This window comes from Kribbella sp. NPDC058693 (assembly GCF_042715335.1).
Classification (GTDB): domain Bacteria; phylum Actinomycetota; class Actinomycetes; order Propionibacteriales; family Kribbellaceae; genus Kribbella; species Kribbella jiaozuonensis.
The window spans coordinates 1,300,232-1,319,637 of sequence record NZ_JBHXSQ010000001.1; the positions used below are offsets into that span (position 1 = coordinate 1,300,232).

Here is a 19,406-nt window from a genome sequence, read left to right on the forward strand (position 1 = left end):
CCCCGAGCGCGGCATCGCCCGCGACCGGGGGTCCAGCTGGCGGTCAGGCCGCCTTGGCGAACTGGGTGGCGTACAGGTCGGCGTACAGCCCGCCCTGGGCCAGGAGCTCCTCGTGGGTACCGCGCTCGCGGATCCGGCCCTCGTCGAGGACGAGGATCACGTCGGCGTTGCGGATCGTCGACAGCCGGTGCGCGATGACGAGCGACGTACGGCCGACCAGCGCGTTGGCCAGGGCGGCCTGGACCGCGGCCTCCGACTCGGAGTCGAGGTGGGCGGTCGCCTCGTCGAGGATGACGATCGAGGGCGACTTGAGCAGGAGCCGGGCAATCGCGAGGCGCTGGCGCTCACCACCGGACAACCGGTAGCCGCGATCGCCGACCACGGTGTCGAGACCGTCGGGCAGGCTCTTGACGAGCGTCGCGATCTGGGCGCCTTCGAGCGCCTTGTGCAGCTCTTCGTCGGTGGCATCCGGGCGGGCCAGCAGCAGGTTGGCGCGGATCGTGTCGTGGTACATGTGCGAGTCCTGCGTGACGACACCGATCGCCGCGCGGAGCGAGCTCTGTGTGACTTCGCGTACGTCGTGACCGCCGACCAGCACGGCCCCGCCTGTTGCGTCGTACATCCGGGACACGAGCGAGGAAAGCGTCGACTTGCCGGCACCGGACGGGCCGACGACGGCGACCAGTTGGCCTGGCTCGACGGTGAAGGTGACGTCCTTGAGGACCTCTTCACCGGTCTCGGCCGACAGCGTCGCGACCGACTCCAGCGAGGCGAGCGACACCTCCTCGGCCGACGGGTAGTGGAACGACACGTGGTCGAACTCGATCGACGGCTCGGCGGTCGGCGGGAGCTCGCGCGCATCCTTGCGGTCGGCAACCATCGGCGGGAGGTCGAGGACCTCGAGCACCCGCTCGAAGCTGACCAGCGTGGTCATCACGTCGACCTGGATGTTGGACAGCGCGGTCAGCGGGCCGTACAGGCGGTTCAGGTACGCCGTCAGGGCAACGACCGTACCGATGCCGAGGGCACCTTCTACCGCGAAGACGCCGCCGACGCCGTACACGAGGGCGACCGCTAGCGCGGCGACCAGGGTCAGCGAGACGCGGAAGATGCTGCCGTACATGGCGGTGGTGACGCCGATGTCGCGGACGCGGGCAGCCTTGCCGGCGAAGTCACGCGACGAGTCCTGGGTGCGGCCGAAGACCTTGGCCAGGACCGCACCGGCGACGTTGAAGCGCTCGGTCATGGTCTGGGCCATCGTGGCGTTGAGCTTGTACGTCTCCGCGGTCGCCTCGCGCAACTTTCCGGCGAGGAGCCGGGCCGGGATGACGAACAGCGGGAGTACGACGAGGGCGAGCAGGGTGATCTGCCACGACATCACGAACATCGCGCCGAGTACGAGGGCAACGCTGAGCAGGTTGCTGACGACGTTCGAGAGCGTCGAGGTGAACGCCTGTTGGGCGCCGAGGACGTCGCCGTTGAGCCGCTGGATGAGGGCGCCGGTCTGCGTCCGGCTGAAGAAGGCGACGGGCAGTTGCTGCACGTGGTCGAACACGGCGGTGCGGAGGTCGTAGACGAGACCTTCACCGATGCGCGCGGAGAACCAGCGCTCACCGAGGGTGATCGCGCTGTTCGCGACCGCCAGCATGGCGACGACGAAGGCGAGCCAGACGACGACCTGGGCGTGGCCGGGGATGATCCCCTTGTCGATGATCGCCTTGAACAGCAGCGGGGTGACTGCTCCGGTCCCGGCGTCGAACGCGACGAGGACCAGGAAGAAGGCGAGGTAGCCGCGGTAGGGGCGGGCAAACCCGAGAATCCGCCGGAGCGTGCCGGCGGAAAGCTTGTGGTGACGAACGGAGGAGTCTTTCATCAGCGAGCGCATCGCACGCCCGCCCCCGGCTCCCCCGCCGGGAAGTCCAGAAATCTGTGACATACAGACCCTTTCGGCAGGGAACAGTTATACTGAGGTTAACTCATTATGAGACAACCTCACAAGATCCCGTTCTATTCCCACGCGCGCACGACGGCCCTACGGGCCGCCGACTACTAGGCTCTGCTCATGCATGGGCCGGATGATGCCGCGGAGCAGATTGCAGCGTTGCTGGACGGGATCGTCCGGCGGCAGCGGCGGGCCTCGCGGGAGGGGTTCGGCGAGAGCGTCACGCACGGGCAGTTCCGCGTACTGCGGACGCTGGACAACGCGGACCAGCCGCTGCGACTGAGCGAGCTGGCAGCGCGGCTCGGAATTGTGCCTCGCTCGGCCACCTCCGTCGTGGACGACCTGGAGGCGGCCGGACTGCTGGAACGGCAACCCGACCCACACGACCGCCGGGCAACCCTGGTGGACCTCACCCCGGAGGGCCGCCAGATCCTGACGACCCTCCGGGAAAAACGCCGCGACGTGATGGTGACTCAACTGTCCCGCCTGACCCCCGACGAGCAGCAGACGCTGGCCCAGCTGCTCCAGCGCCTGGCCGAGGACTGATCAGGCCTTCTAGGTCTTTAACATGCAGTTGAGAAGCAACTGCGACTAGCTGCTGGTGGCAAGTGCTCGGGCGCTGGCGAGCTCATAGAGGAACGTGTTGACCGGCGTCGGGACGCCTGCCTCGTTGCCCAGGCGGACGACCGCGCCGGTCCAGGCGTCGATCTCGGAGGGCCGGCCGGCGATGAGGTCGCGCTGGAGGGACGTGGTGCCGTCCGCCGGGAGGCTGTCGATCCAGGCGAGGGTGCGGGGTACGACGTCCTCCGCGAGGTGGATGCCGCGGGCAACGGCGACGTCGCGGATCTCGGCGGTGGCATCGGTGAGGAGTCGCCGGGTGGCGGGGTGCGTGCGGAGTACGCCGTACCCGGCGCCCGTCGCGGTGCCGAGGCCGCCGCTCGGGACGACCGAGAGGAACTTGCTCCACAGCGCCGCCCAGATGTCCTCCGCGACAACCGCTTGCAGGCCGGCCGCGACGAAGACGTCCCGGAGCGAGTCAACGCGGGAGGACTGCCGGTTGTCCCACTCGGCGAACGTCAGCTTGCCGCTGCCGAGGTGCCGGATGATGCCCGGACCATCGACGTACGCGATCACCTCGGCAGCACCGGGCAGTACAGCGTCCCGCCCGAACGACTCGGCGACCTGATCCGGCGCCTCCACGCCGTTCTGCACCGTGACGATCGCGGTGCCGGGACCGACCAGCGGCTGGATCGCGCCGATCGCCTCGGACAGCTGCCAGGTCTTCACGCTCACCAGAACGAAATCGACCACCCCGAGCTCGGCCGGATCGCTCGTCGCCTGCACCGGCAACTGGAGGTCACCCAGCGGGCTCTGCACCACCAATCCGTCCGACCGCAGCGCCTCGAGGTGCTTGCCCCGCGCCACGAACCCGACGTCCTGCCCCGCCGCGGCCAGCCGCGCGCCGAAGTACCCACCCACACCACCGGCGCCGATGATCCCGATTCTCACAAGCTGCTCCCTTGTTACCGGTTTAACTGGTAACAGGAATGATAGGCTACGGCCATGAACACGCGCTTCGCCTGGGTCGGCAGCCGCCCGTCGGTCGACTTCACCGCGACCGTCGGCAAGCGGGAGCAGGCGCCGTTCGAGCGCATGCCGGAGCCGGCAGATCTGGCTCGCTGGTTCCGCGAGGCGGGCCTCACCCATGACGAGGTGCCGGTCTCGCGCCGGACGTACGGCCAGGCGATCCAGCTGCGGGAGGCGCTCTACCGGCTCTTCACCGGCGCCACGCGTCCCGCCGATCTCGACGTGGTCAACCAGTGGAGCACCCGCCCGCTGGCCGGCCCCCGGCTGACCCCGGACCGTCGCGTGGCCACAGCGCCGACAGACGTCCCGGGGCTGCTCAGCAGGCTCGCCCGGGATGCCATCGACCTGGTCACCGGGCCGCTGGCCGAGCGGATCCGGGTTTGCGCGTCCGACGACTGTTCCCTGCTGTTCGTCGACACGAGCCGCCCCGGCCAACGCCGCTGGTGCTCGATGAACACCTGCGGCGCCCGGGCCAAGATGGCGACGTACCGCGCGGCCGATTGAGAAGTTCGCGCAATCCATCAGAGCGCGGACAGCGCGGCTGGTTGATTGTCGGTATGCGTACACCGACTACTACTCCGGCGCAGGCGGCCGGAATGATCCGCCGCGACCAGGAACTCCTGCTCAGCCGGGTCGAAGGGAAGAGCGAGGACGAACTGCGGACGCCGTACGACGTGACCGCCGGCCCGCTCGGCGACTTCTGCGACTCCCTGCATGACCTGGTCGCCCACGTGCTGATGTGGGACGAGATCAACCTCGCCGCACTGCGGGATGCCAAGGCGGCCCGGCTGCATTGGAGCCTCGACCCGCGCTGGGAGACCGCCGAGATCGGGCGAGCCCTCAACCTGGGCGGCGTCGAAGCCGGGCGGCGGATCCCGTCCGAGCTGGTGCTCCACCGATTCACCAGCGTCGGCGCGGCGCTGCTGACCGAGATCGAGCAGTACGACGAGCAGGCGTGGGCCGACCCGTCGACCGGTGCCGGGTTCGACGGCGGTATCGGAGCGCTGGCCGAGTACGTATCCACAACGCCGGACGGGTTCCTGTTCGCCCACGCGGCCCGTCATCTGCAGCCGGTTGCCGCATGAAGCCGGAGCTGATCGACAGCCCGGAGTACGGGTCCGAAACCGACGCCCTGCTGAAGCTGCTCGCCGACGCGCCGGCGATCGAAGACTCCTATGAAGCATTGCTGCTGGACCGGGAGGACCTACCGGATCTCGCACTGGCCGGCCAACCCGATCCCCGCGTTTCGTTGGACGACCTGACGATCGAACTACCGGGACGCACGCTGGAAGCACGGGTATACCGCTACGCAACCCAGCCGCGACCGATCGTGCTCTGGCTGCACGGCGGCGGCTTCATCGGCGGCCACCTACGCGACATCGAGTACGCGACGTCCGGTATCGCTGCCAACGGCAACGTCACCGTTGTCTCGCTCAACTATCGCCTGGCGCCCGAAAACCCTTATCCAGCAGGGCTTCAGGACACGTACGAGACCCTGCAATGGATCCGCGACCACACCGCCGAGCTCGACGGCGACGGCCGGATCGCCATCGGCGGTCAGAGCGCGGGAGCAGCGCTTGCCGCCGGCACCTGTTTGCTGGCGCGGGACGAAGGCACCCCACTCCCTGACCGCCAGATCCTCTGCTACCCAACCCTGGACCTACACCCGGACGCAGACTGGCACGAGTGGTACTTCGCCACGGGCGAGATCCCAGCCACCGCCGTACCACTCAGAGCAGACTCCCTCGCCGGTCTCCCACCAACGCTCATCCTGGCCGCCGGCCGGGACTCGTTGGGACCGGACGCCATCGCCTACGCCGACCGTCTCGCACAGTCCGGTATACCAACCCGGCTGGTCGAGTACGCCGACACCATGCATGCGTTCCTCAACTTCCCGGCCGCATTGTCGGCCGGGCGTCATGCGGTCGAGTTGATCGGCGCAGACCTCCGCTCGACGTTCAGTGCACCCCGCGCATGAGGCGCTTGATCGGACCGGACGCCAGCGCGAGCAGCCCACCCAGTACCAGCGCGACCACGCCGATGACGCCGAAGTACGGCGCCTCGTGCTCGGTGCTGTAGAGCTTCGCGAGTACGCCGGACATCGCCGTACCGAGTGCGACCGAGAGGAAGAACAACGCGACCATCTGGGTGCGGAACGCCTCGGGCGCGAGTTTTGTCGACAAGGAGAGACCGACCGGCGAGATCAGTAGCTCGGCGATCGTGAAGACCAGCAGGATGCCGGCGAGTCCGAGCAGCGGCGCGCTGTTCGGACCGCCGCCGGCCATGGTCAGGAACAGCAGGAACGCGATCCCCATCACGGCCAGCCCGGCGCTGAACTTGATCGGTGTCGACGGCTGCCGCGAACCGAGTTTCGTCCACAGCGCGGCGAACACGCCGGACAGGACGATGATCATCACCGGGTTGATCGACTGCACGAACGACACCGGCATCTCCCAGCCGAAGATGTTCCGGTCCAGGCGCTGGTCCGAATAGACCGTCACCACGGTGAACTGCTGCTGATAGAGCGACCAGAACGCCGCACTCGCGATGAACAGCGGGATGAACGCGAGCACCCGGCTCCGTTCGACCTCGGTCAGCCGGCCGCTGCCGAGGATGACGACGAAGTACGCGATCGCGGCGAGCGCGCTGATCACCGCGACCGCGAGCGCGAACCGCGCGGCGGGCAGGATGCCGGAGATCAGGATCCCGACGACGACCACCAGCGCCGCCACGGAGCCGATGATCATCCGCCGCATCGCGTCGGGGGTCAGCGGGTTCGGCACCCGGCGGGCCTCGTCGCTCAGCCGGCGACGGCCGGCGCCGTACTGGACGAGGCCGAGGAACATGCCCGCCGCCGCCAGCGCGAAGCCGTAATGGAAACCGACGTTCTTCTGCAGCAGACCGGTCAGCAGCGGTCCGGCGAAGGCGCCGAGGTTGATGCCGAGGTAGAAGAGGGAGAAGCCGGCGTCGCGGCGATCGTCGTTCTCGCTGTACAGCGTCCCGACCAGGGAGGTGGCGTTCGCCTTCACCCCACCGCTGCCGACGGCGATCAGCACCAGTCCGACCGCGACCCCGGCCAGGCCGGGGATCACTGCGAGCGCGATATGACCGACCATCACCACGACCGCCGCGTAGAACAGGGTCCGTTCTGGGCCGATCACGCGGTCGGCGAGCCAGGCGCCGAGGATCGTGGAGAGGTAGACGAGTCCGCCGTACGCGCCGACGATGCTGGTCGCCGTACCTTCGTCGATGCCCAGGCCGCCGCGATCGGCGGGGTAGTACAGGTAGATGAGCAGGATGCCCTGCATGCCGTAGAACGAGAAGCGTTCCCACAGCTCGACGCCGAAAAGATTGGCCAGTACGGGCGGCTGGCCGAAGAACGTGCGTTGCGATTGTTCGGTCTCCGGGCTGCTCACGGCAAGAATCTCCTTGCTGATCGGCTCAGGGGGTCGGTCAGTGCTCCGCGCGGTAGGTGAAGAAGCGCGCGGGGTTGCCGGCGGCTCGCGGGTTCGAGGCCAGCCAGGTGGCGAACGAGTCCGGGTGGCGGCGCTCGAGTTCGTCGAGATAAGCACGCCGTACGTCGACCATCGCCTGCCGACGGTCGGCGCCGAGGGCCCGCTGGAGCTGGGTGAAGCTCCGCCGCCAGGCCAGGCACAGCTCGTCGTCACTGAGCTCACCGACGCTGCGCACGACGGCGGTGAGGTACTTCGGCATCGGCCAGTCGGGCGCCGGGCGGCCGTCCGTCTGCACTACCTGCCTAAGGCTAGCCGATGCCTTGGGCAACTTCATCGGCCGGCGCCGCCGTACCTCACGGGGCGGCTTCTCGGCCGTCCCGGAGCGGAGCCAGCTGACCACGGGTGGGGACGCGCCGACGACGAGGAGCATCAGCGCGACCGTCCGCGCGCCGACCGCGGCGGCGTACCCGCAGACCGCGAGGACGAACAGTCCGCCGAGCACGGCCCAGCGCGGAACGAGGTACGTCAGGTCACTGGACGGCAGGTCGCGACCGAGCGCGATGCTCAGGCAAACCGCTCCCGCGGTGAACGCGGCGACCAGGAACGCGACCAGGTTCGTCGACGGCGAGACGAACACCAGCGACGCAACGACTCCGATTGTGGCCAGCAGTCCCACGGCTGCCCGCCAGATCCGCGAATACCGCAGCTCGACGTCCACCATGTTCATCCCAGTGCCCCATCGCCCGGTCGTCCAACCAGACGTTCCACCCCCAGTGTTACTCGCCGGTGGCCATCAATGAAGACACCATGCCCAGTAAGTCAGTGGACGTGTCGCCCGCGCACCGGCAGGGTGGGTCGAACGAGAGGAGTTCCCATGACCGGCGCAGTGATCTGGCACATGACGATGTCGCTGGACGGATTCATCGGGGATCGCGACGACAAGCTCGACTGGAGCTTCGCCGGCGGGCCGTCCGCGCTGGGCGACGAGGTGATCCGGACGACCGGCGCCTTCCTGTGCGGCGGGAAGCGAATCGAGGCGGTCGCCGAGAATCGTCCGTACGGTGGGGTGTGGACCGGGCCGGTCTTCGTTTACACGCGCAAGGATCCGGCGACGAACCCGGTCCCCGAGTTCACTTACGTGTCAGGAGACATCCGCGACGTCGTACGCCGGGGCGTGGAGGCGGCTGCCGGCAAGAACCTGGTCGTGACCGGTGGCGCCGTACCGCGTTTGGCCCTGGACGCCGGCCTGGTCGACGAGATCGTCCTGCACATCGCCCCGGTCCTGCTCGGCGAAGGCATCCGCTTCTACGACAGCCCCGGCGTCGACCCCACCAAACTCGAGGTCGTGACCGCCGACGGACTGAACTTCCGGTTCAAGGTCCTCAGGTAACGCAGTCTGCAACCGGTTGCACTATCGTGGGTTCATGTCGCCACGTCTGCAGCGGGCGCCGGGGGTCACGATCGGCGATATCGCTGCCGCAGCTCAGGTCTCGCGGTCGACGGTGTCGCGGGCGTTCACCCGGCCGCAGCTGCTCAGTCCGGAGACCGTCGACCATGTCCGTGCGGTCGCGGCCCGGCTCGGGTACGTCGGGAACCAGGCGGCGCGGGCGCTGTCGACGGGGCGGTTCGGCAACATCGCGGTCGTCGTACCTGATATCGCGAACCCGTTCTTCCCGCCGCTGGTCCGGAGTCTGCAATCAGCCGCGGAGACGGCTGACCTGGCGGTGTTCCTCGGCGACTCGGACGAGTCCGCCGAGCGGGAGGCCAAGCTGATCGCCCGGCTCGCGCCGCAGGTGGAGGGGTTCGTGCTGGCCTCGCCGCGGTTGTCGGAGGAGCTGATCCGCGAGCTGGCGGCTACTCGTCCAGTTGTGCTGGTGAACCGCGATCTGGACGGCATTCCACGCGTGCTGATCGACTCCACAGGCGGTATGACCGAGGCGGTGATGCTGCTGAAGAAGCTCGGGCACGAGCGGATCGCTTATCTGGCCGGCCCTCGGGATTCGTGGTCTGACCAGCAGCGGCGGGAGGTTCTGACGTCGGCCGCGTCGGGGTTGACGGTGGAGGTCATCGAGGTGGGCCGGCCGAGCTACGCAGCTGGGCGGGACTCGGTGTCGGCGCTCGTGCGGTCCGGCGCGACGGCTGCGATCGCGTTCGACGATGTGGTATCGCAGGGTGTGCTCGCTGGGCTCGAGCTGCGTGGCATCTCGGTGCCTGGCGACTTCAGCCTGGTCGGCTGCGACGACACTCTCGCCGCACTCACCACGCCCGCCCTCACGAGCGTGTCCGCTGGAGCATCCACGGCAGGCACAGCCGCAGCCCAGCTGCTCATCCGCCTGATGGAGGACGCCGACGACGCCGGAGAGTGCATGACGATCGCGACCCACCTGGTGACTCGGGCGACGACCGCCACGGCACCGAAAGGGGCTCTGACCTGATGCGTGACGCGTTGACGTGCAACCGGTTGCATGCTGGAATCACGAGATGACTCGGATCGCCATCGCCGGAGCCGCCCATCCGCACGTGGCCTACGCGACCGCGGAGGTCGACGCTGTCGATTCCCTTTCCCTGGTCGCGGTGGCGGACCCGAGTCGCGAGCTAGCTGAGCGATGGGCCAGCCCGTACGACGCGAAGGTGTTCACGGATCACCAGCAGATGCTGCGCGAGGTGTCGCCTGATGTGGTGATGGTGGCCGGCGTCTACGGCGATCGCGGTCAGGCCGTCGTCGACGCTTTGAATGCCGGCTGCCACGTCATCGCCGACAAGCCGCTCTGCACGACCATCGAGGACCTCGACGCGATCACCGAAGCCGCGCAACGCACCGGTCGCCACGTGACGCTGCTGCTGGAGAAGCGCTACTACCCCGTCACGCTCGCGGCCCTGGAGATCTCCAGCCAACTCGGCACGATCCACGGCGTCACCGCCTCCGGCCCGCACAAGCTCAACCGCCCGACCCGCCCGGACTGGTTCTTCGACCGGGCGCGCTACGGCGGCGTACTCAATGACCTCGCCGTTCATGACATCGACGCCGGGCTGCTCTTCACCGGTCTGACCAGTGGCACCGTCAGCGGTGCAATCGAGGACGGCATGTACGGCGTTGCGACGCTGAGCGGACCCGGTGCGCTCATCACCGCCGGCGTGGACTGGATGAATCCAGCGGGCTCACCGGTGCACGGCGACTACCGGATGAAGCTCATCGGCACGGACGGCACCGCCGAACTGCTCTGGGCGCGCAACCGTCTCGTCCTCACCACGACCGACCTCGCACCACACGACATACCGCTGCCGGCCGGTCACCGCCCCGCTGAGCTGCCCCTGCAGGCACTTGCTGCAGGCAACGAACCGGACATCACCACCGCTCGCGGCCTGCTGGCCACCCGCCTGGCCCTGCTCGCACAACAGTCCGCCGAGACCGGCGGCGTACCGCTTCCTTGGACGACTCCCTGATCCCTGATCGAAGAGAGGTCTCATGCGTTTCGCCCTGATCGGTGCCGGCGCGATCGGCACTGTGCACGCTCGCCTCATCGAAGCCCTAGGCAACGAAGCCGAACTGGTCGCGGTCGTCGACCAGGACCTCGACCGCGCCGGCAAACTCGTCGAGCAGTACGGCGGCCAGGCGTTCTCGTCGCCCGCCGATGCTTTCGCGGCTGCTTCGGTCGATGCCGTGTCCATTTGCCTGCCGAGCGCGCTGCACGCGGACCTTGCCATCGAGGCGTTGCAGGCCGGTAAGCACGTGATCGTCGAGAAGCCGGTGGACATCACGCTCGCCGCCGCCGACCGCCTGATCGAGGCTGCGCGATCGACCGGGCTCACCGTCTCCGTGATCAGCCAGCGCCGTTTCCAGCCGCCGGTCGCGCAGATCCGCGCGGCGATCGACTCCGGCGCGCTCGGCCGGGTGACGTCGGGGATCTCCGAGTCGGCGTTCTTCCGGCCGCAGTCGTACTACGACGGCGACGACTGGCGCGGCACGCTCGCGATCGACGGCGGCGGCGCGCTGATGAACCAAGGCATCCACGCGCTCGATCTGCTGGTGTGGATGCTCGGCCGCCCGGTCCAGGTCAGCGCCCAGACCGGGATGCTCGCCCATTCCGGCATCGAGGTCGAGGATCTGGCCGGCGCGACGATCCTGTTCGAGAGCGGGGCGATCGGGCTGCTGCTCGCCAGCACTGCGGCGTACCCGGGTCGTCCGGTGCGGCTGACGATCCACGGCGATCAAGGTACGGCGGTGCTCGACGACGACGAGCTCGCGTACTTCGCCTCCGCGTCGGGTCCTGCGCCTGAGGCGTCAGTGCTGGAGGGACCGGCTGATTGGGGTCCGGTGGAGCTTGCGCATCTCGCGCAGTACCGCGATTTCATCGCCGCTGTCCGTTCCGGACGTGCGCCGGCCGTGTCGTTGGAGGCGGGGCGACGGTCGTTGGCGACGGTGCTCGCTGTCTATGAGTCTGCCCGGCTGGGGCGTCCCGTCGAGTTGGAGGAGAACTGATGCGCATCGCCCTGGTCGGGACGGAGAACAGCCACGCGGACCACATCGTCCGCCTGTTGAACGTTGACCGGATCGCCGACGCACGCATCGCGGCCCTGGTCGGCGACGACGAGAAGACCCGCAAGCTCGCGGCTGCCGGCGGAATCACTGAGGTCGTCCCCACGTCCGGCGAGCTGATCGGCTCGATCGACGCGTTGATCATCACCAATCGCGACGGGGCGCTGCACCGCGAGCACGCCGTACCTTTCCTGGAAGCAGGCATCCCGGTCTGGGTCGACAAGCCGCTTGCCGCTAGTACTGCGGATGCGCGGGCGATTCTCGAGGCTGGGCCGCTGGTGACTTCGTATTCGGCCGTTCGGTGGGTTGCTGACGCTGATGCGATCGCGGCGGCGGACGTCGGCGAGGTGCAGACGGTGACGGTCACGGGGCCGGCCGATCCGGACAGTGAGTACAGCGGGATCTTCTTTTACGGGATTCATATCGCAGACCTTGCGCAGCGGTTGGCGCCGGGCGAACCCGGTCCGGTCGAGGTCGAGCGTGTCGGCTCGACGATCGTTGCGCGGTACCGCAGCAACGGGGTCCTGGTCACGCTGCAGTTTGTGAAGCCGACGGACGAGGGCCGCGTGCCTTTCCACGCTGCCGTCGTTGGGCGTACCGGTCTTGCCAGCCAGGCGATTCAGCTGGACGAGGACTACGTCGTACCTGGGCTGAAGGTCTTCTTGCAGATGCTCGAGACGGGGCAACGTCCTCTCGACGACGCGACCATGCTGGCTCCGATCACCGTGCTCGAGCAGTTGTGAAGCGGCTGATCGCGGCTCTGGTCCTGTTGTTCGCGGTCGTTCCTGGTGTGCCGGCGTCGGCCAGCACTGGCCGGCCGGTGGCGAGGTACAACCAGGATCGGGCCATGTGGCTGTGGGAGCAGGACTCGTACCCGGCCGTGTTCGACCGGGCGGCGCGGGACAAGCTCGGGCGGATGATGGACGACACGACGACGTTCGGGTCGGATCCGGTGAAGACGTTGTACGTCGGCGTTGCGGCGTACAACGGTCGGGACATGTTGCGGGACTCGCGGCATCAGGTGGCGTCGTTCGTGCGATGGGCTCGGGGGCGCGGGTACCACGTGCAGGCGGTGATCGCGGGCGGTACGAATCCGCCGTACCTGGGGGTGCTTCCGCAGTACCAGCATCTGGCGATCGGTGAGTTCACGAAGGTGCTCGACTACAACCGCACCGCGCCGGCGAACGCTCGGTTCGATGGGGTCAACGTGGACATCGAGCCGTACCTGCTGCCGGAGTGGAAGGAGCCGGGTACGACGCTGCCGACGATCTGGCTCGACCTACTGGCGAAGTTCATCCACCTGCGGGACGTGTCCGGGCAGAGGCTGCTGGTCGGGCCTGCGATCCCGTTCTGGTTCGACAGTTCGGACTGCTGTACGGCGATCACCTGGCACGGCAAAACCGCGCCGCTGAGCGATCACGTGCAGGACCTCACCGACTACGTCGCGCTGATGGACTACACCGAGACCGCGACCGGGATCATCTCGCGTGCCGAACACGAGATCGCTTATGCCGCGGCGATCGGTAAACCGCAGTCGGTGGTGATCGGTGTCGAGAGCAAGGATCTGTCCGGGACCAGCGATCCCGAGACGGTCACGTTCTACGAAGAAGGCCGGACGTACATGGAGGCGGAGCTGGACAAGGTGTACGCCGCTCTCGGAGGCACGCCCGCCTTCGCCGGGATCGCGATGCACCACTACGGCAGCCTGCTCCTGTTGCCGTCGGTGTGGGGTGAGGGTGGCGTGTACTACCCCTCGTAGGTCTCACACCTTCTGGGGCTACGGCGTTCCATAGGTATGAACAAGTACGAGCGACGAGTGGCCAGCGCCGACTGGGCCGCGGTGACAGCCGAGGTGAACGACCTCGGCTGCGCGCTGCTCCCCGAACTGCTGACGCCTGGTGAGGCTGAGCGGATCGCCACGCTGTACGACGATGTGGCGCGCTTCCGCGCGACCGTCGACATGGCGCGGCACCGTTTCGGTGAGGGGCAGTACCGGTATTTCGATCGGCCGTTCCCTGCTGAGGTAGAGGCGTTGCGGCAGGCGCTGTATCCGCGGCTGCTGCCGATTGCGCGCGATTGGTATACCAAACTCGGCCGCGAACCGGAGTGGCCGGACACGCTCGACGAATGGCTCGCCATCTGCCACTCAGCCGGCCAGACCCGCCCGACGCCGATCCTGCTTCGGTACGGCGCCGGCGACTGGAACGCACTGCATCGGGATCTGTACGGCGACAAGGTGTTTCCGTTGCAGGTCGTGATCAACCTGAACGACCCCGGGGTCGACCACACCGGCGGCGAATTCCTCCTCGTCGAACAACGCCCGCGAGCCCAGTCCCGCGGCACCGCAACCCTCATCCCCCAAGGCCACGGCCTCCTCTTCACCACCCGAGACCGTCCAGTCAAATCAACCCGAGGCTGGTCCGCCTCCCCCGTCCGCCACGGCGTCTCCCCCATCAAATCCGGCCACCGCCACACCCTCGGCCTCGTCTTCCACGACGCGAAGTAAAAAGGACACCGCTGCGCGGAGGCTGCCTTATTGGCCGCCTCCGGCGGCGTGCGCGATCGCCTCCTCACCCGACCGCAGCCGGCGAACTCATCTGGCCTGGTGAGCATGGGGATTCGGACACCGCTACGCGGCGGCTGTCCTATCGGCCGCCTCCGGCGGCGTACGCGATCGCCTCCTCACCCAGCCGAACCCGACGAGCATCACCTGGCGAGGCGGACACGACGACCGGACGCCGCTCCGCGGCGGCTGCCTTTTGGCCGCCTCCGGCGGGCGCGAACGCCCCCTCGTCCGAACGCACCCGGCGAGCATCATTCGGTCCGCTGGACAAGCCGATCGGACGCCGCTCCGCGACGACTGCCTGCTGGCCCTCGGCGGCGTACTCGAACTACGTGTTGGTGGTCAGGTCGACAGGATCGGCGAACGTCCAGAAGATGACCGGCACGGGCGACTCGGCGTTCAACTTCGCCATGGTGGCGGCTGCGGGTGCCGTGGAGCGGAGGGTGACACTGATGCCGGAGTAGTCGTGGCTCGGGCCGGTTGAGCTGACGGTGTCTCCGTGATCGGTCATCAGTTGCCGCGCGATTGGGTCGAGCTCCGCGGCTGAGTACGTGGTTGCGTGGAAGATCACGGGCATCGGCTGCGCGGCGGCGAGGGTCTGCAACTCCGGCGGCGGTGTGCCCTTCCAATAGACCTTGATGCTGTTGCCATCGCGCTGGAGCGCGACACCACCGACGTCCGCGTTCGGGTGCTGCGCGATCCAGGCGCCCAGAGCGTCGGCCGCGATGGTCAGCGGCGTCGGCATCAGCTCGATCGGCACCGCGCCGTCGATCGGCACCTTCGGTGGATACTTATTGTCACCGCCAGCCGTACCTTGAGCCATCCTGCTCATGCTCCAATGTAGCTCGGCTCAGCTGTGCAGCGTGGGGTGGTAAATGAGTTCTTGGGTGCGACCGTCGAAGGTGTGGGTTTCCAGGAGTTCGAGGTCGAAGTCGGCCGCGTTCTGGAAGACGGGCTCGACGCCGGTCTGGCCGGCGATGACCGGGAAGATCGTGATCTGCACGCGGTCGACGAGTCCGGCGGCCATCAGGGCGCGGTTGAGGGAGAGGCTGCCGTGAGAGCGCAGGGGTACGTCGGACTCCTCCTTGAGGCGGGTGATCAGCTCGACGGCGTCGCCTGTCACAACCGTCGCGTCAGGCCAGTCGAAGGGGCCTTCGAGCGTGGACGACACGACCGTGGTCGGCATGGGGCGCATTCGCCCGTTCACCGGGTCGAGCTCCTCGGCCGCGATCTTGCTCGAGCCGATCATCTGCATCATCAGCCGGAACGTGTCCGCTCCGAACACCATCCGCTGCTCCTCGTCGTACTGCGCAATCCGCCGCTCGAGGAACTCGGGCCCATGCTTGCCCCAGTACGGCCCCCAGTCCGCGTTGTCGTACGACGCGAACCCGTCAAGGCTGGAGAAGACGTCGAAGGTATAGGTCGCGGTCATGTTGGTCTCCCTTGAATGCCTCGGCCGCGCCCAGTGGGCGGCCATTCACCCCAGCGTCGAACGCATCACGCCTGATTCGACATCACCCAGCCAATCCAGAACCACCCCTGCAGCCCACGTCGAAAGGCCGGTACCACTCTCTGTGATCCTCGGCGGTGTGGATGTCCGCTAACGACAGGAGGTGTCCCTCGCGGCGGGCCGTCCCTCAGCGTGAATCGCTCGCCGATCGGCCCCCAAACCCGACTACCTCCTGTCGTTAGCTGCAGCCTCCCGAGTCCCAGTCCGCTAGGTCGTCCTGCCGAGGCATCTCTCCGCGGCTACCGCCGCAGGCAGCCAGAAACAGCCGCCGGGAAGCGGGCGACCGCCCACCTCATCCGCCACACCTACACAGTCAGCAGCCCAACCCGCCCCGCAGCCCACCTACGTGCCACGCGCCGGACACGTGCAGCCGAGACGCATTGCACGCCGCCGAAGGCGGCCAACAAAGCAGCCGCCGCGAAGCGGTGACCGCCGTGGATCAGCCACTGCGCCACATGCCAGACGCCAGATCCGTGCGGGCGAGAAGACATCACACGCCGCCGAAGGCGGCCAAGAGAGCAGCCGCCGCGAAGCGGTGTCCGCTCTCGCGGTCACCAGATCACATGATGCGCGCCGGACACAGACAGGCGAGATGACATCGCGCACGCCGCCGAAGGCGGCCAACAAGACAGCCGCCGCGAAGCGGTGTCCTTTCGCGGGTGGTGTCTGTTTGTCGGTGTCCGCTTCAGCCTTTTACGCCGGTGAGGGTTACGCCTTCTACGAAGTAGCGTTGGAGGACGAAGAAGATGAGGATTATGGGGAGGATGACTACCAGGGAGGCGGCCATCAGGAAGCCCCATTGGGCGGTGTAGGTGGATTGGAAGCCGGCGAGGCCGAGGGCGAGGGTGTAGTGGCTGTCGGAGGTCAGGTAGAGGAGCGGGCCGAGGAAGTCGTTCCAGACGCCGATGAAGGTGAAGATCACCACGACCACGACGACCGGTTTCGACAGCGGCATGATGACGGCCCAGAAGACCTTCCAGGGGGTGGCGCCGTCGATGTACGCAGCCTCGTCGAGCTCGTACGGGATGGTCAGGAAGAACTGCCGGAACAGGAAGATGTTGAACACCCCGCCGCCCGCACCGGCGAACCACGCCGGCACCGTCAGCGGGATGAAGGTGTCGAGCGCGCCGACGGAGCCCCACATCACGAACGTCGGGATCAGCGTCACGGCGTACGGCAGCATCACGCCCGTCAACAGCAACCCGAAGATCAGGTTCCGGCCGCGCCAGCGCAGCCTGGAGAAGCTGAAGGCCGCCAGCGCGCAGGTGAGGACGGTCCCGGTGACGACGAGTACCTCGATGATCATCGTGTTCAGGAAGTACCGCGCGAACGGCTGCGACCCCAACGCCCCGCTGAAGTTCGCCCACGCGAACGGCCGCGGGATCCATTGCGGCGGCGACACGAAGATCTGGTTGTCGTCCATCAACGCACTGCGGACGAGCCAGGCGAACGGCGTGACCATGATCAGCCCGCCCGCGGCCAGCAACACCCAGACCGCGGTACGTCGAACCAGCGAGCCTTCTCGTGTCACCGGGCCGCTCCCATCTCGTAGTACACCCATCGGCGCGCGTTGCGGAACAGGAGCACGGTGATGACCAGGACGATCACGAACAACACCCAGGCCAGTGCACTCGCGTACCCGATCTCGCTGTCGGTGAACGCCTTCGTGTAGAGGTAGTAGATGTAGAACTCGGTCGCGTTGTTCGGCCCGCCCTGCGTCATGATGTACGCCTGGTTGAAGACCTGGAACGTGCCGATCGTGCCGGTGACCAGGTTGTAGAAGATCGTCGGCGTCATGAACGGCAGCGTCACGTGCCGGAACCGCGCCCACGTCCCGCCGCCGTCGATCGCGACCGCCTCGTACAACTGACGCGGCACGCCCTGCAGCCCGGCGAGGAAGATCACCATCGCGTTCCCGAATCCCCACGTGCTCATCAGGATCAGCGACGGTACGGCGCTCTGCTCGCCGTAGATCCAGCTCGACGTCGGCAAACCGGCCTGCCGGAGCATGCTGTTGAGCAGACCGAAGTCCGGGTTGAAGATCCAGATCCACAGCACCGAACTGGCGACCGCCGGCACCAGCGTCGGCAGGTAATAGACCGTCCGCCAGAACCCGCGACCGCGGATGCCCTGGTTGACCAGCATCGCGATCACGAACCCGACCACCAGGGTGAGCGGTACGACGCCGAGCGTGTAGTACGTCGTGACACTCAACGACTTCCAGAACAGCGGATCGTGCCCCAGCTGCCGATAGTTGCCTAGACCAACGAACTTCGCCGGGGCGCCGATCTGCCAGTCGGTCAGGCTGAAGAACAGCGACGCGATCATCGGGCCGATCGTGAAGATCAGGAAGCCGAGGATCGCCGGTGCCGCGAGCAACCATCCCCAGCGTCGTTCTGCTCTCATCAGCTGCCGTTGGTGGGGTACGTGCCCTGCAGGAGACCGCCGTTCAGCTTCGCCGCCAACGGATTGAGTACGTCGGCAGCCGGGGTCTTGCCCTGCTGGATGACCTGGATCGCCGGCGTCAGCACCTTGTCGATCGCCTCGATGTTGCGAAGCTTCTGGTAGAAGTACGGCGCCGAGTTGTTCATCGTGTAGTCGACCCCGGCCGTCTTGTACTCCGCCGGGTGCGCGTCGTTCTTCGTCCAGACGTCGATGTCCTTCGGATCGGTGTAGTACCGCTTCTCCAACGGCATCCACAGACCGGTGCTGAACAGGTCGACCTTCGTCGGGTTGTCGTGGAACAGATACAGCTCGACCGCCTCCTGCTCGTGCTTGGTCGAGGAGAAGATCGCGGTGGCACCGCCGAGCGTGATCGTCATCGGTTTGCTGTAGTTCGGCAGCACGCCCATCCCGAACTCGAGCTTGCCCTGGGCAAGATCCAGCAACGTCCACTGCCCGTCGATCACCATCGCCACGCGACGCGTTTTGAGCTGCACCGTCGTGCTCGGCGCATTGTTGCCGAGTTGCGCCGGTGTCGGCGCGACGCGGTGTTTGTACATCAGGTCGGCGAGGTTCTGGAACACCTCGATCGCCTCAGGGGTGTCCAGCATGGACTTGCGGCCGGTGTCGTCGGCGAAGTTGATGCCGCGGCTGAGCAGGAGCGGTTGATACACCGTCGGCCCCAGCCCGGCGGAAACGCCGTACTGGCGGATGCGCTTCGGGTCGAAGCCGTCCTCGTCGGGGTGCTTGCCGTTCTGGTCGAGCGTGAGTTTGTAGGCGTTCTGGACGAAGGTGTCCCAGCTCCACGCCTTGTCCGCCTCGGCCGGCGGCGTCTCCACGCCGGCCTCCGACAGCGCCGGTTTGCTGTACCAGAGCGACATGATCTCGTTGGCGCTCTGCGTGCCGTACGTCTTGCCCTTGTCCCACCAGAAGTACGTGCCGGGCAGACGGTTCGCGAGGTCCGGGTACTTGTCGAAGTAGGGGTACAAGTTGACGAGTTTGCCCTGCTCGGCAAGGCGATATCCCATCGGGCTCTGCATGTAGCAGAGGTCCGGCTGGCGGTTGCTGGCGACCAGAGCGTTCAGCTTGGTGTCGTAGTCGGCCGGGGTGAAGACGGGCTTCACCGTGACGCCGGACTTCTCCTGCTCGAACGCCTTGAGCATGTTCGAGATGGCCTTCTGCTCCGCGGTCGAGCCCCAGAACATGAACTGCAGTTCCTTGGACCCGCCGCCGGAGCCCGAGCCGCTGTCCCCCAGCGACTTGCCGCTGCAGCCGGCCAGCCCGGCGAGTGTGGCCAGTCCGCCGAGCTGGAGCGCACGGCGCCGTCCGAAGGTTGTTGCTGACATGAGCCCTCCTCGGGCAGTGAACAC

General features: G+C 67.4%; 20 protein-coding genes. 11 read left to right on the plus strand and 9 right to left on the minus strand.

Annotation, left to right across the window (positions count from 1 at the left end; genetic code table 11):
- Nucleotides 1-43: 43 nt before the first annotated feature.
- Entirely contained in the window at nucleotides 44-1,873 is a 1,830-nt protein-coding gene (locus ACFWUU_RS06120; RefSeq protein ID WP_380173150.1) for an ABC transporter ATP-binding protein, read from the minus strand.
- A 189-nt stretch (nucleotides 1,874-2,062) separates the two neighbouring features.
- On the opposite strand from ACFWUU_RS06120, the gene ACFWUU_RS06125 reads away from it, so the two are divergent.
- Nucleotides 2,063-2,488, plus strand: a complete 426-nt coding sequence (locus ACFWUU_RS06125; RefSeq protein ID WP_380173152.1) for a MarR family winged helix-turn-helix transcriptional regulator — start codon at nucleotides 2,063-2,065, stop codon at nucleotides 2,486-2,488.
- A gap of 45 nt (nucleotides 2,489-2,533) precedes the next feature.
- Here the strand turns inward: ACFWUU_RS06125 and ACFWUU_RS06130 are convergent, their stop codons facing one another.
- Complete coding sequence (locus ACFWUU_RS06130; RefSeq protein WP_380173154.1) at nucleotides 2,534-3,451, minus strand: 2-dehydropantoate 2-reductase; 918 nt, start codon at nucleotides 3,449-3,451, stop codon at nucleotides 2,534-2,536.
- Nucleotides 3,452-3,505: 54 nt separating this feature from the next.
- Here ACFWUU_RS06130 and ACFWUU_RS06135 point away from each other — a divergent pair, with 54 nt between their 5' ends.
- Genes ACFWUU_RS06135 through ACFWUU_RS06145 form a run of 3 tightly spaced genes read left to right on the plus strand, consistent with a single transcriptional unit; the run spans nucleotide 3,506 to nucleotide 5,507 of the window.
- On the plus strand, nucleotides 3,506-4,033 hold the full coding sequence (locus ACFWUU_RS06135) for a CGNR zinc finger domain-containing protein (protein WP_380173156.1): 528 nt from the start codon (nucleotides 3,506-3,508) through the stop codon (nucleotides 4,031-4,033).
- Nucleotides 4,034-4,086: 53 nt separating this feature from the next.
- Complete coding sequence (locus tag ACFWUU_RS06140; protein WP_380173158.1) at nucleotides 4,087-4,614, plus strand: hypothetical protein; 528 nt, start codon at nucleotides 4,087-4,089, stop codon at nucleotides 4,612-4,614.
- Nucleotides 4,611-5,507 carry an alpha/beta hydrolase gene (locus ACFWUU_RS06145; protein ID WP_380173159.1) on the plus strand — a complete coding sequence of 299 codons (897 nt, stop codon included), beginning with the start codon at nucleotides 4,611-4,613 and terminating at the stop codon, nucleotides 5,505-5,507. The genes ACFWUU_RS06140 and ACFWUU_RS06145 overlap by 4 nt, the downstream gene beginning before the upstream one ends.
- Here ACFWUU_RS06145 and ACFWUU_RS06150 read toward each other — a convergent pair.
- Complete coding sequence (locus ACFWUU_RS06150) at nucleotides 5,488-6,945, minus strand: peptide MFS transporter (protein WP_380173161.1); 1,458 nt, start codon at nucleotides 6,943-6,945, stop codon at nucleotides 5,488-5,490. The two genes, ACFWUU_RS06145 and ACFWUU_RS06150, sit on opposite strands and share 20 nt — an antisense overlap.
- A 37-nt stretch (nucleotides 6,946-6,982) precedes the next feature.
- On the minus strand, nucleotides 6,983-7,711 hold the full coding sequence (locus ACFWUU_RS06155) for a hypothetical protein (RefSeq protein ID WP_380173163.1): 729 nt from the start codon (nucleotides 7,709-7,711) through the stop codon (nucleotides 6,983-6,985).
- Between the two features lie 147 nt (nucleotides 7,712-7,858).
- On the opposite strand from ACFWUU_RS06155, the gene ACFWUU_RS06160 reads away from it, so the two are divergent.
- Genes ACFWUU_RS06160 through ACFWUU_RS06190 form a run of 7 tightly spaced genes read left to right on the plus strand, consistent with a single transcriptional unit; the run spans nucleotide 7,859 to nucleotide 14,027 of the window.
- Entirely contained in the window at nucleotides 7,859-8,374 is a 516-nt protein-coding gene (locus tag ACFWUU_RS06160) for a dihydrofolate reductase family protein (RefSeq protein WP_380173165.1), read from the plus strand.
- A gap of 34 nt (nucleotides 8,375-8,408) precedes the next feature.
- Nucleotides 8,409-9,419, plus strand: a complete 1,011-nt coding sequence (locus tag ACFWUU_RS06165; RefSeq protein ID WP_380173167.1) for a LacI family DNA-binding transcriptional regulator — start codon at nucleotides 8,409-8,411, stop codon at nucleotides 9,417-9,419.
- A 46-nt stretch (nucleotides 9,420-9,465) separates the two neighbouring features.
- Entirely contained in the window at nucleotides 9,466-10,428 is a 963-nt protein-coding gene (locus ACFWUU_RS06170) for a Gfo/Idh/MocA family protein (protein WP_380173169.1), read from the plus strand.
- Nucleotides 10,429-10,450: 22 nt separating this feature from the next.
- Nucleotides 10,451-11,464 (plus strand): Gfo/Idh/MocA family protein, encoded by a 1,014-nt coding sequence (locus ACFWUU_RS06175; protein ID WP_380173171.1) that lies wholly within the window; start codon nucleotides 10,451-10,453, stop codon nucleotides 11,462-11,464.
- A complete protein-coding gene (locus tag ACFWUU_RS06180; protein WP_380173173.1) occupies nucleotides 11,464-12,264 on the plus strand; it encodes a Gfo/Idh/MocA family protein in 801 nt (266 codons plus the stop codon). Before ACFWUU_RS06175 ends, ACFWUU_RS06180 begins: the two co-directional genes overlap by 1 nt.
- Nucleotides 12,261-13,280 carry a hypothetical protein gene (locus ACFWUU_RS06185; RefSeq protein WP_380173175.1) on the plus strand — a complete coding sequence of 340 codons (1,020 nt, stop codon included), beginning with the start codon at nucleotides 12,261-12,263 and terminating at the stop codon, nucleotides 13,278-13,280. The genes ACFWUU_RS06180 and ACFWUU_RS06185 overlap by 4 nt, the downstream gene beginning before the upstream one ends.
- A gap of 36 nt (nucleotides 13,281-13,316) precedes the next feature.
- The gene (locus ACFWUU_RS06190) at nucleotides 13,317-14,027 is read left to right on the plus strand and encodes a 2OG-Fe(II) oxygenase (RefSeq protein ID WP_380173177.1); all 711 of its coding nucleotides are present in this window, start codon (nucleotides 13,317-13,319) and stop codon (nucleotides 14,025-14,027) included.
- A gap of 385 nt (nucleotides 14,028-14,412) precedes the next feature.
- Here ACFWUU_RS06190 and ACFWUU_RS06195 read toward each other — a convergent pair whose 3' ends face one another.
- The 5 genes from ACFWUU_RS06195 to ACFWUU_RS06215 all read right to left on the minus strand — a co-directional run bounded on the left by ACFWUU_RS06195 (nucleotide 14,413) and on the right by ACFWUU_RS06215 (nucleotide 19,382).
- The gene (locus ACFWUU_RS06195; protein ID WP_380173179.1) at nucleotides 14,413-14,862 is read right to left on the minus strand and encodes a hypothetical protein; all 450 of its coding nucleotides are present in this window, start codon (nucleotides 14,860-14,862) and stop codon (nucleotides 14,413-14,415) included.
- A 72-nt stretch (nucleotides 14,863-14,934) separates the two neighbouring features.
- Nucleotides 14,935-15,516 (minus strand): dihydrofolate reductase family protein, encoded by a 582-nt coding sequence (locus ACFWUU_RS06200; protein WP_380173181.1) that lies wholly within the window; start codon nucleotides 15,514-15,516, stop codon nucleotides 14,935-14,937.
- Nucleotides 15,517-16,279: 763 nt separating this feature from the next.
- The gene (locus ACFWUU_RS06205) at nucleotides 16,280-17,125 is read right to left on the minus strand and encodes a carbohydrate ABC transporter permease (protein ID WP_233714583.1); all 846 of its coding nucleotides are present in this window, start codon (nucleotides 17,123-17,125) and stop codon (nucleotides 16,280-16,282) included.
- Nucleotides 17,122-18,000 carry a carbohydrate ABC transporter permease gene (locus ACFWUU_RS06210; protein ID WP_380173183.1) on the minus strand — a complete coding sequence of 293 codons (879 nt, stop codon included), beginning with the start codon at nucleotides 17,998-18,000 and terminating at the stop codon, nucleotides 17,122-17,124. The genes ACFWUU_RS06205 and ACFWUU_RS06210 overlap by 4 nt, the downstream gene beginning before the upstream one ends.
- Entirely contained in the window at nucleotides 18,000-19,382 is a 1,383-nt protein-coding gene (locus tag ACFWUU_RS06215) for an extracellular solute-binding protein (RefSeq protein ID WP_380173184.1), read from the minus strand. Before ACFWUU_RS06215 ends, ACFWUU_RS06210 begins: the two co-directional genes overlap by 1 nt.
- Nucleotides 19,383-19,406: the final 24 nt, after the last annotated feature.

Coding starts and splice junctions, on each gene's coding strand:
- ACFWUU_RS06120 (WP_380173150.1), bottom strand. CDS start 1,873: ATGAAAGACTCCTCCGTTCGTCACCACAAGCTTTCCGCCGGCACGCTC.
- ACFWUU_RS06125 (WP_380173152.1), top strand. CDS start 2,063: ATGCATGGGCCGGATGATGCCGCGGAGCAGATTGCAGCGTTGCTGGAC.
- ACFWUU_RS06135 (WP_380173156.1), top strand. CDS start 3,506: ATGAACACGCGCTTCGCCTGGGTCGGCAGCCGCCCGTCGGTCGACTTC.
- ACFWUU_RS06140 (WP_380173158.1), top strand. CDS start 4,087: ATGCGTACACCGACTACTACTCCGGCGCAGGCGGCCGGAATGATCCGC.
- ACFWUU_RS06145 (WP_380173159.1), top strand. CDS start 4,611: ATGAAGCCGGAGCTGATCGACAGCCCGGAGTACGGGTCCGAAACCGAC.
- ACFWUU_RS06155 (WP_380173163.1), bottom strand. CDS start 7,711: ATGAACATGGTGGACGTCGAGCTGCGGTATTCGCGGATCTGGCGGGCA.
- ACFWUU_RS06160 (WP_380173165.1), top strand. CDS start 7,859: ATGACCGGCGCAGTGATCTGGCACATGACGATGTCGCTGGACGGATTC.
- ACFWUU_RS06165 (WP_380173167.1), top strand. CDS start 8,409: ATGTCGCCACGTCTGCAGCGGGCGCCGGGGGTCACGATCGGCGATATC.
- ACFWUU_RS06170 (WP_380173169.1), top strand. CDS start 9,466: ATGACTCGGATCGCCATCGCCGGAGCCGCCCATCCGCACGTGGCCTAC.
- ACFWUU_RS06175 (WP_380173171.1), top strand. CDS start 10,451: ATGCGTTTCGCCCTGATCGGTGCCGGCGCGATCGGCACTGTGCACGCT.
- ACFWUU_RS06180 (WP_380173173.1), top strand. CDS start 11,464: ATGCGCATCGCCCTGGTCGGGACGGAGAACAGCCACGCGGACCACATC.
- ACFWUU_RS06190 (WP_380173177.1), top strand. CDS start 13,317: ATGAACAAGTACGAGCGACGAGTGGCCAGCGCCGACTGGGCCGCGGTG.
- ACFWUU_RS06200 (WP_380173181.1), bottom strand. CDS start 15,516: ATGACCGCGACCTATACCTTCGACGTCTTCTCCAGCCTTGACGGGTTC.
- ACFWUU_RS06210 (WP_380173183.1), bottom strand. CDS start 18,000: ATGAGAGCAGAACGACGCTGGGGATGGTTGCTCGCGGCACCGGCGATC.
- ACFWUU_RS06215 (WP_380173184.1), bottom strand. CDS start 19,382: ATGTCAGCAACAACCTTCGGACGGCGCCGTGCGCTCCAGCTCGGCGGA.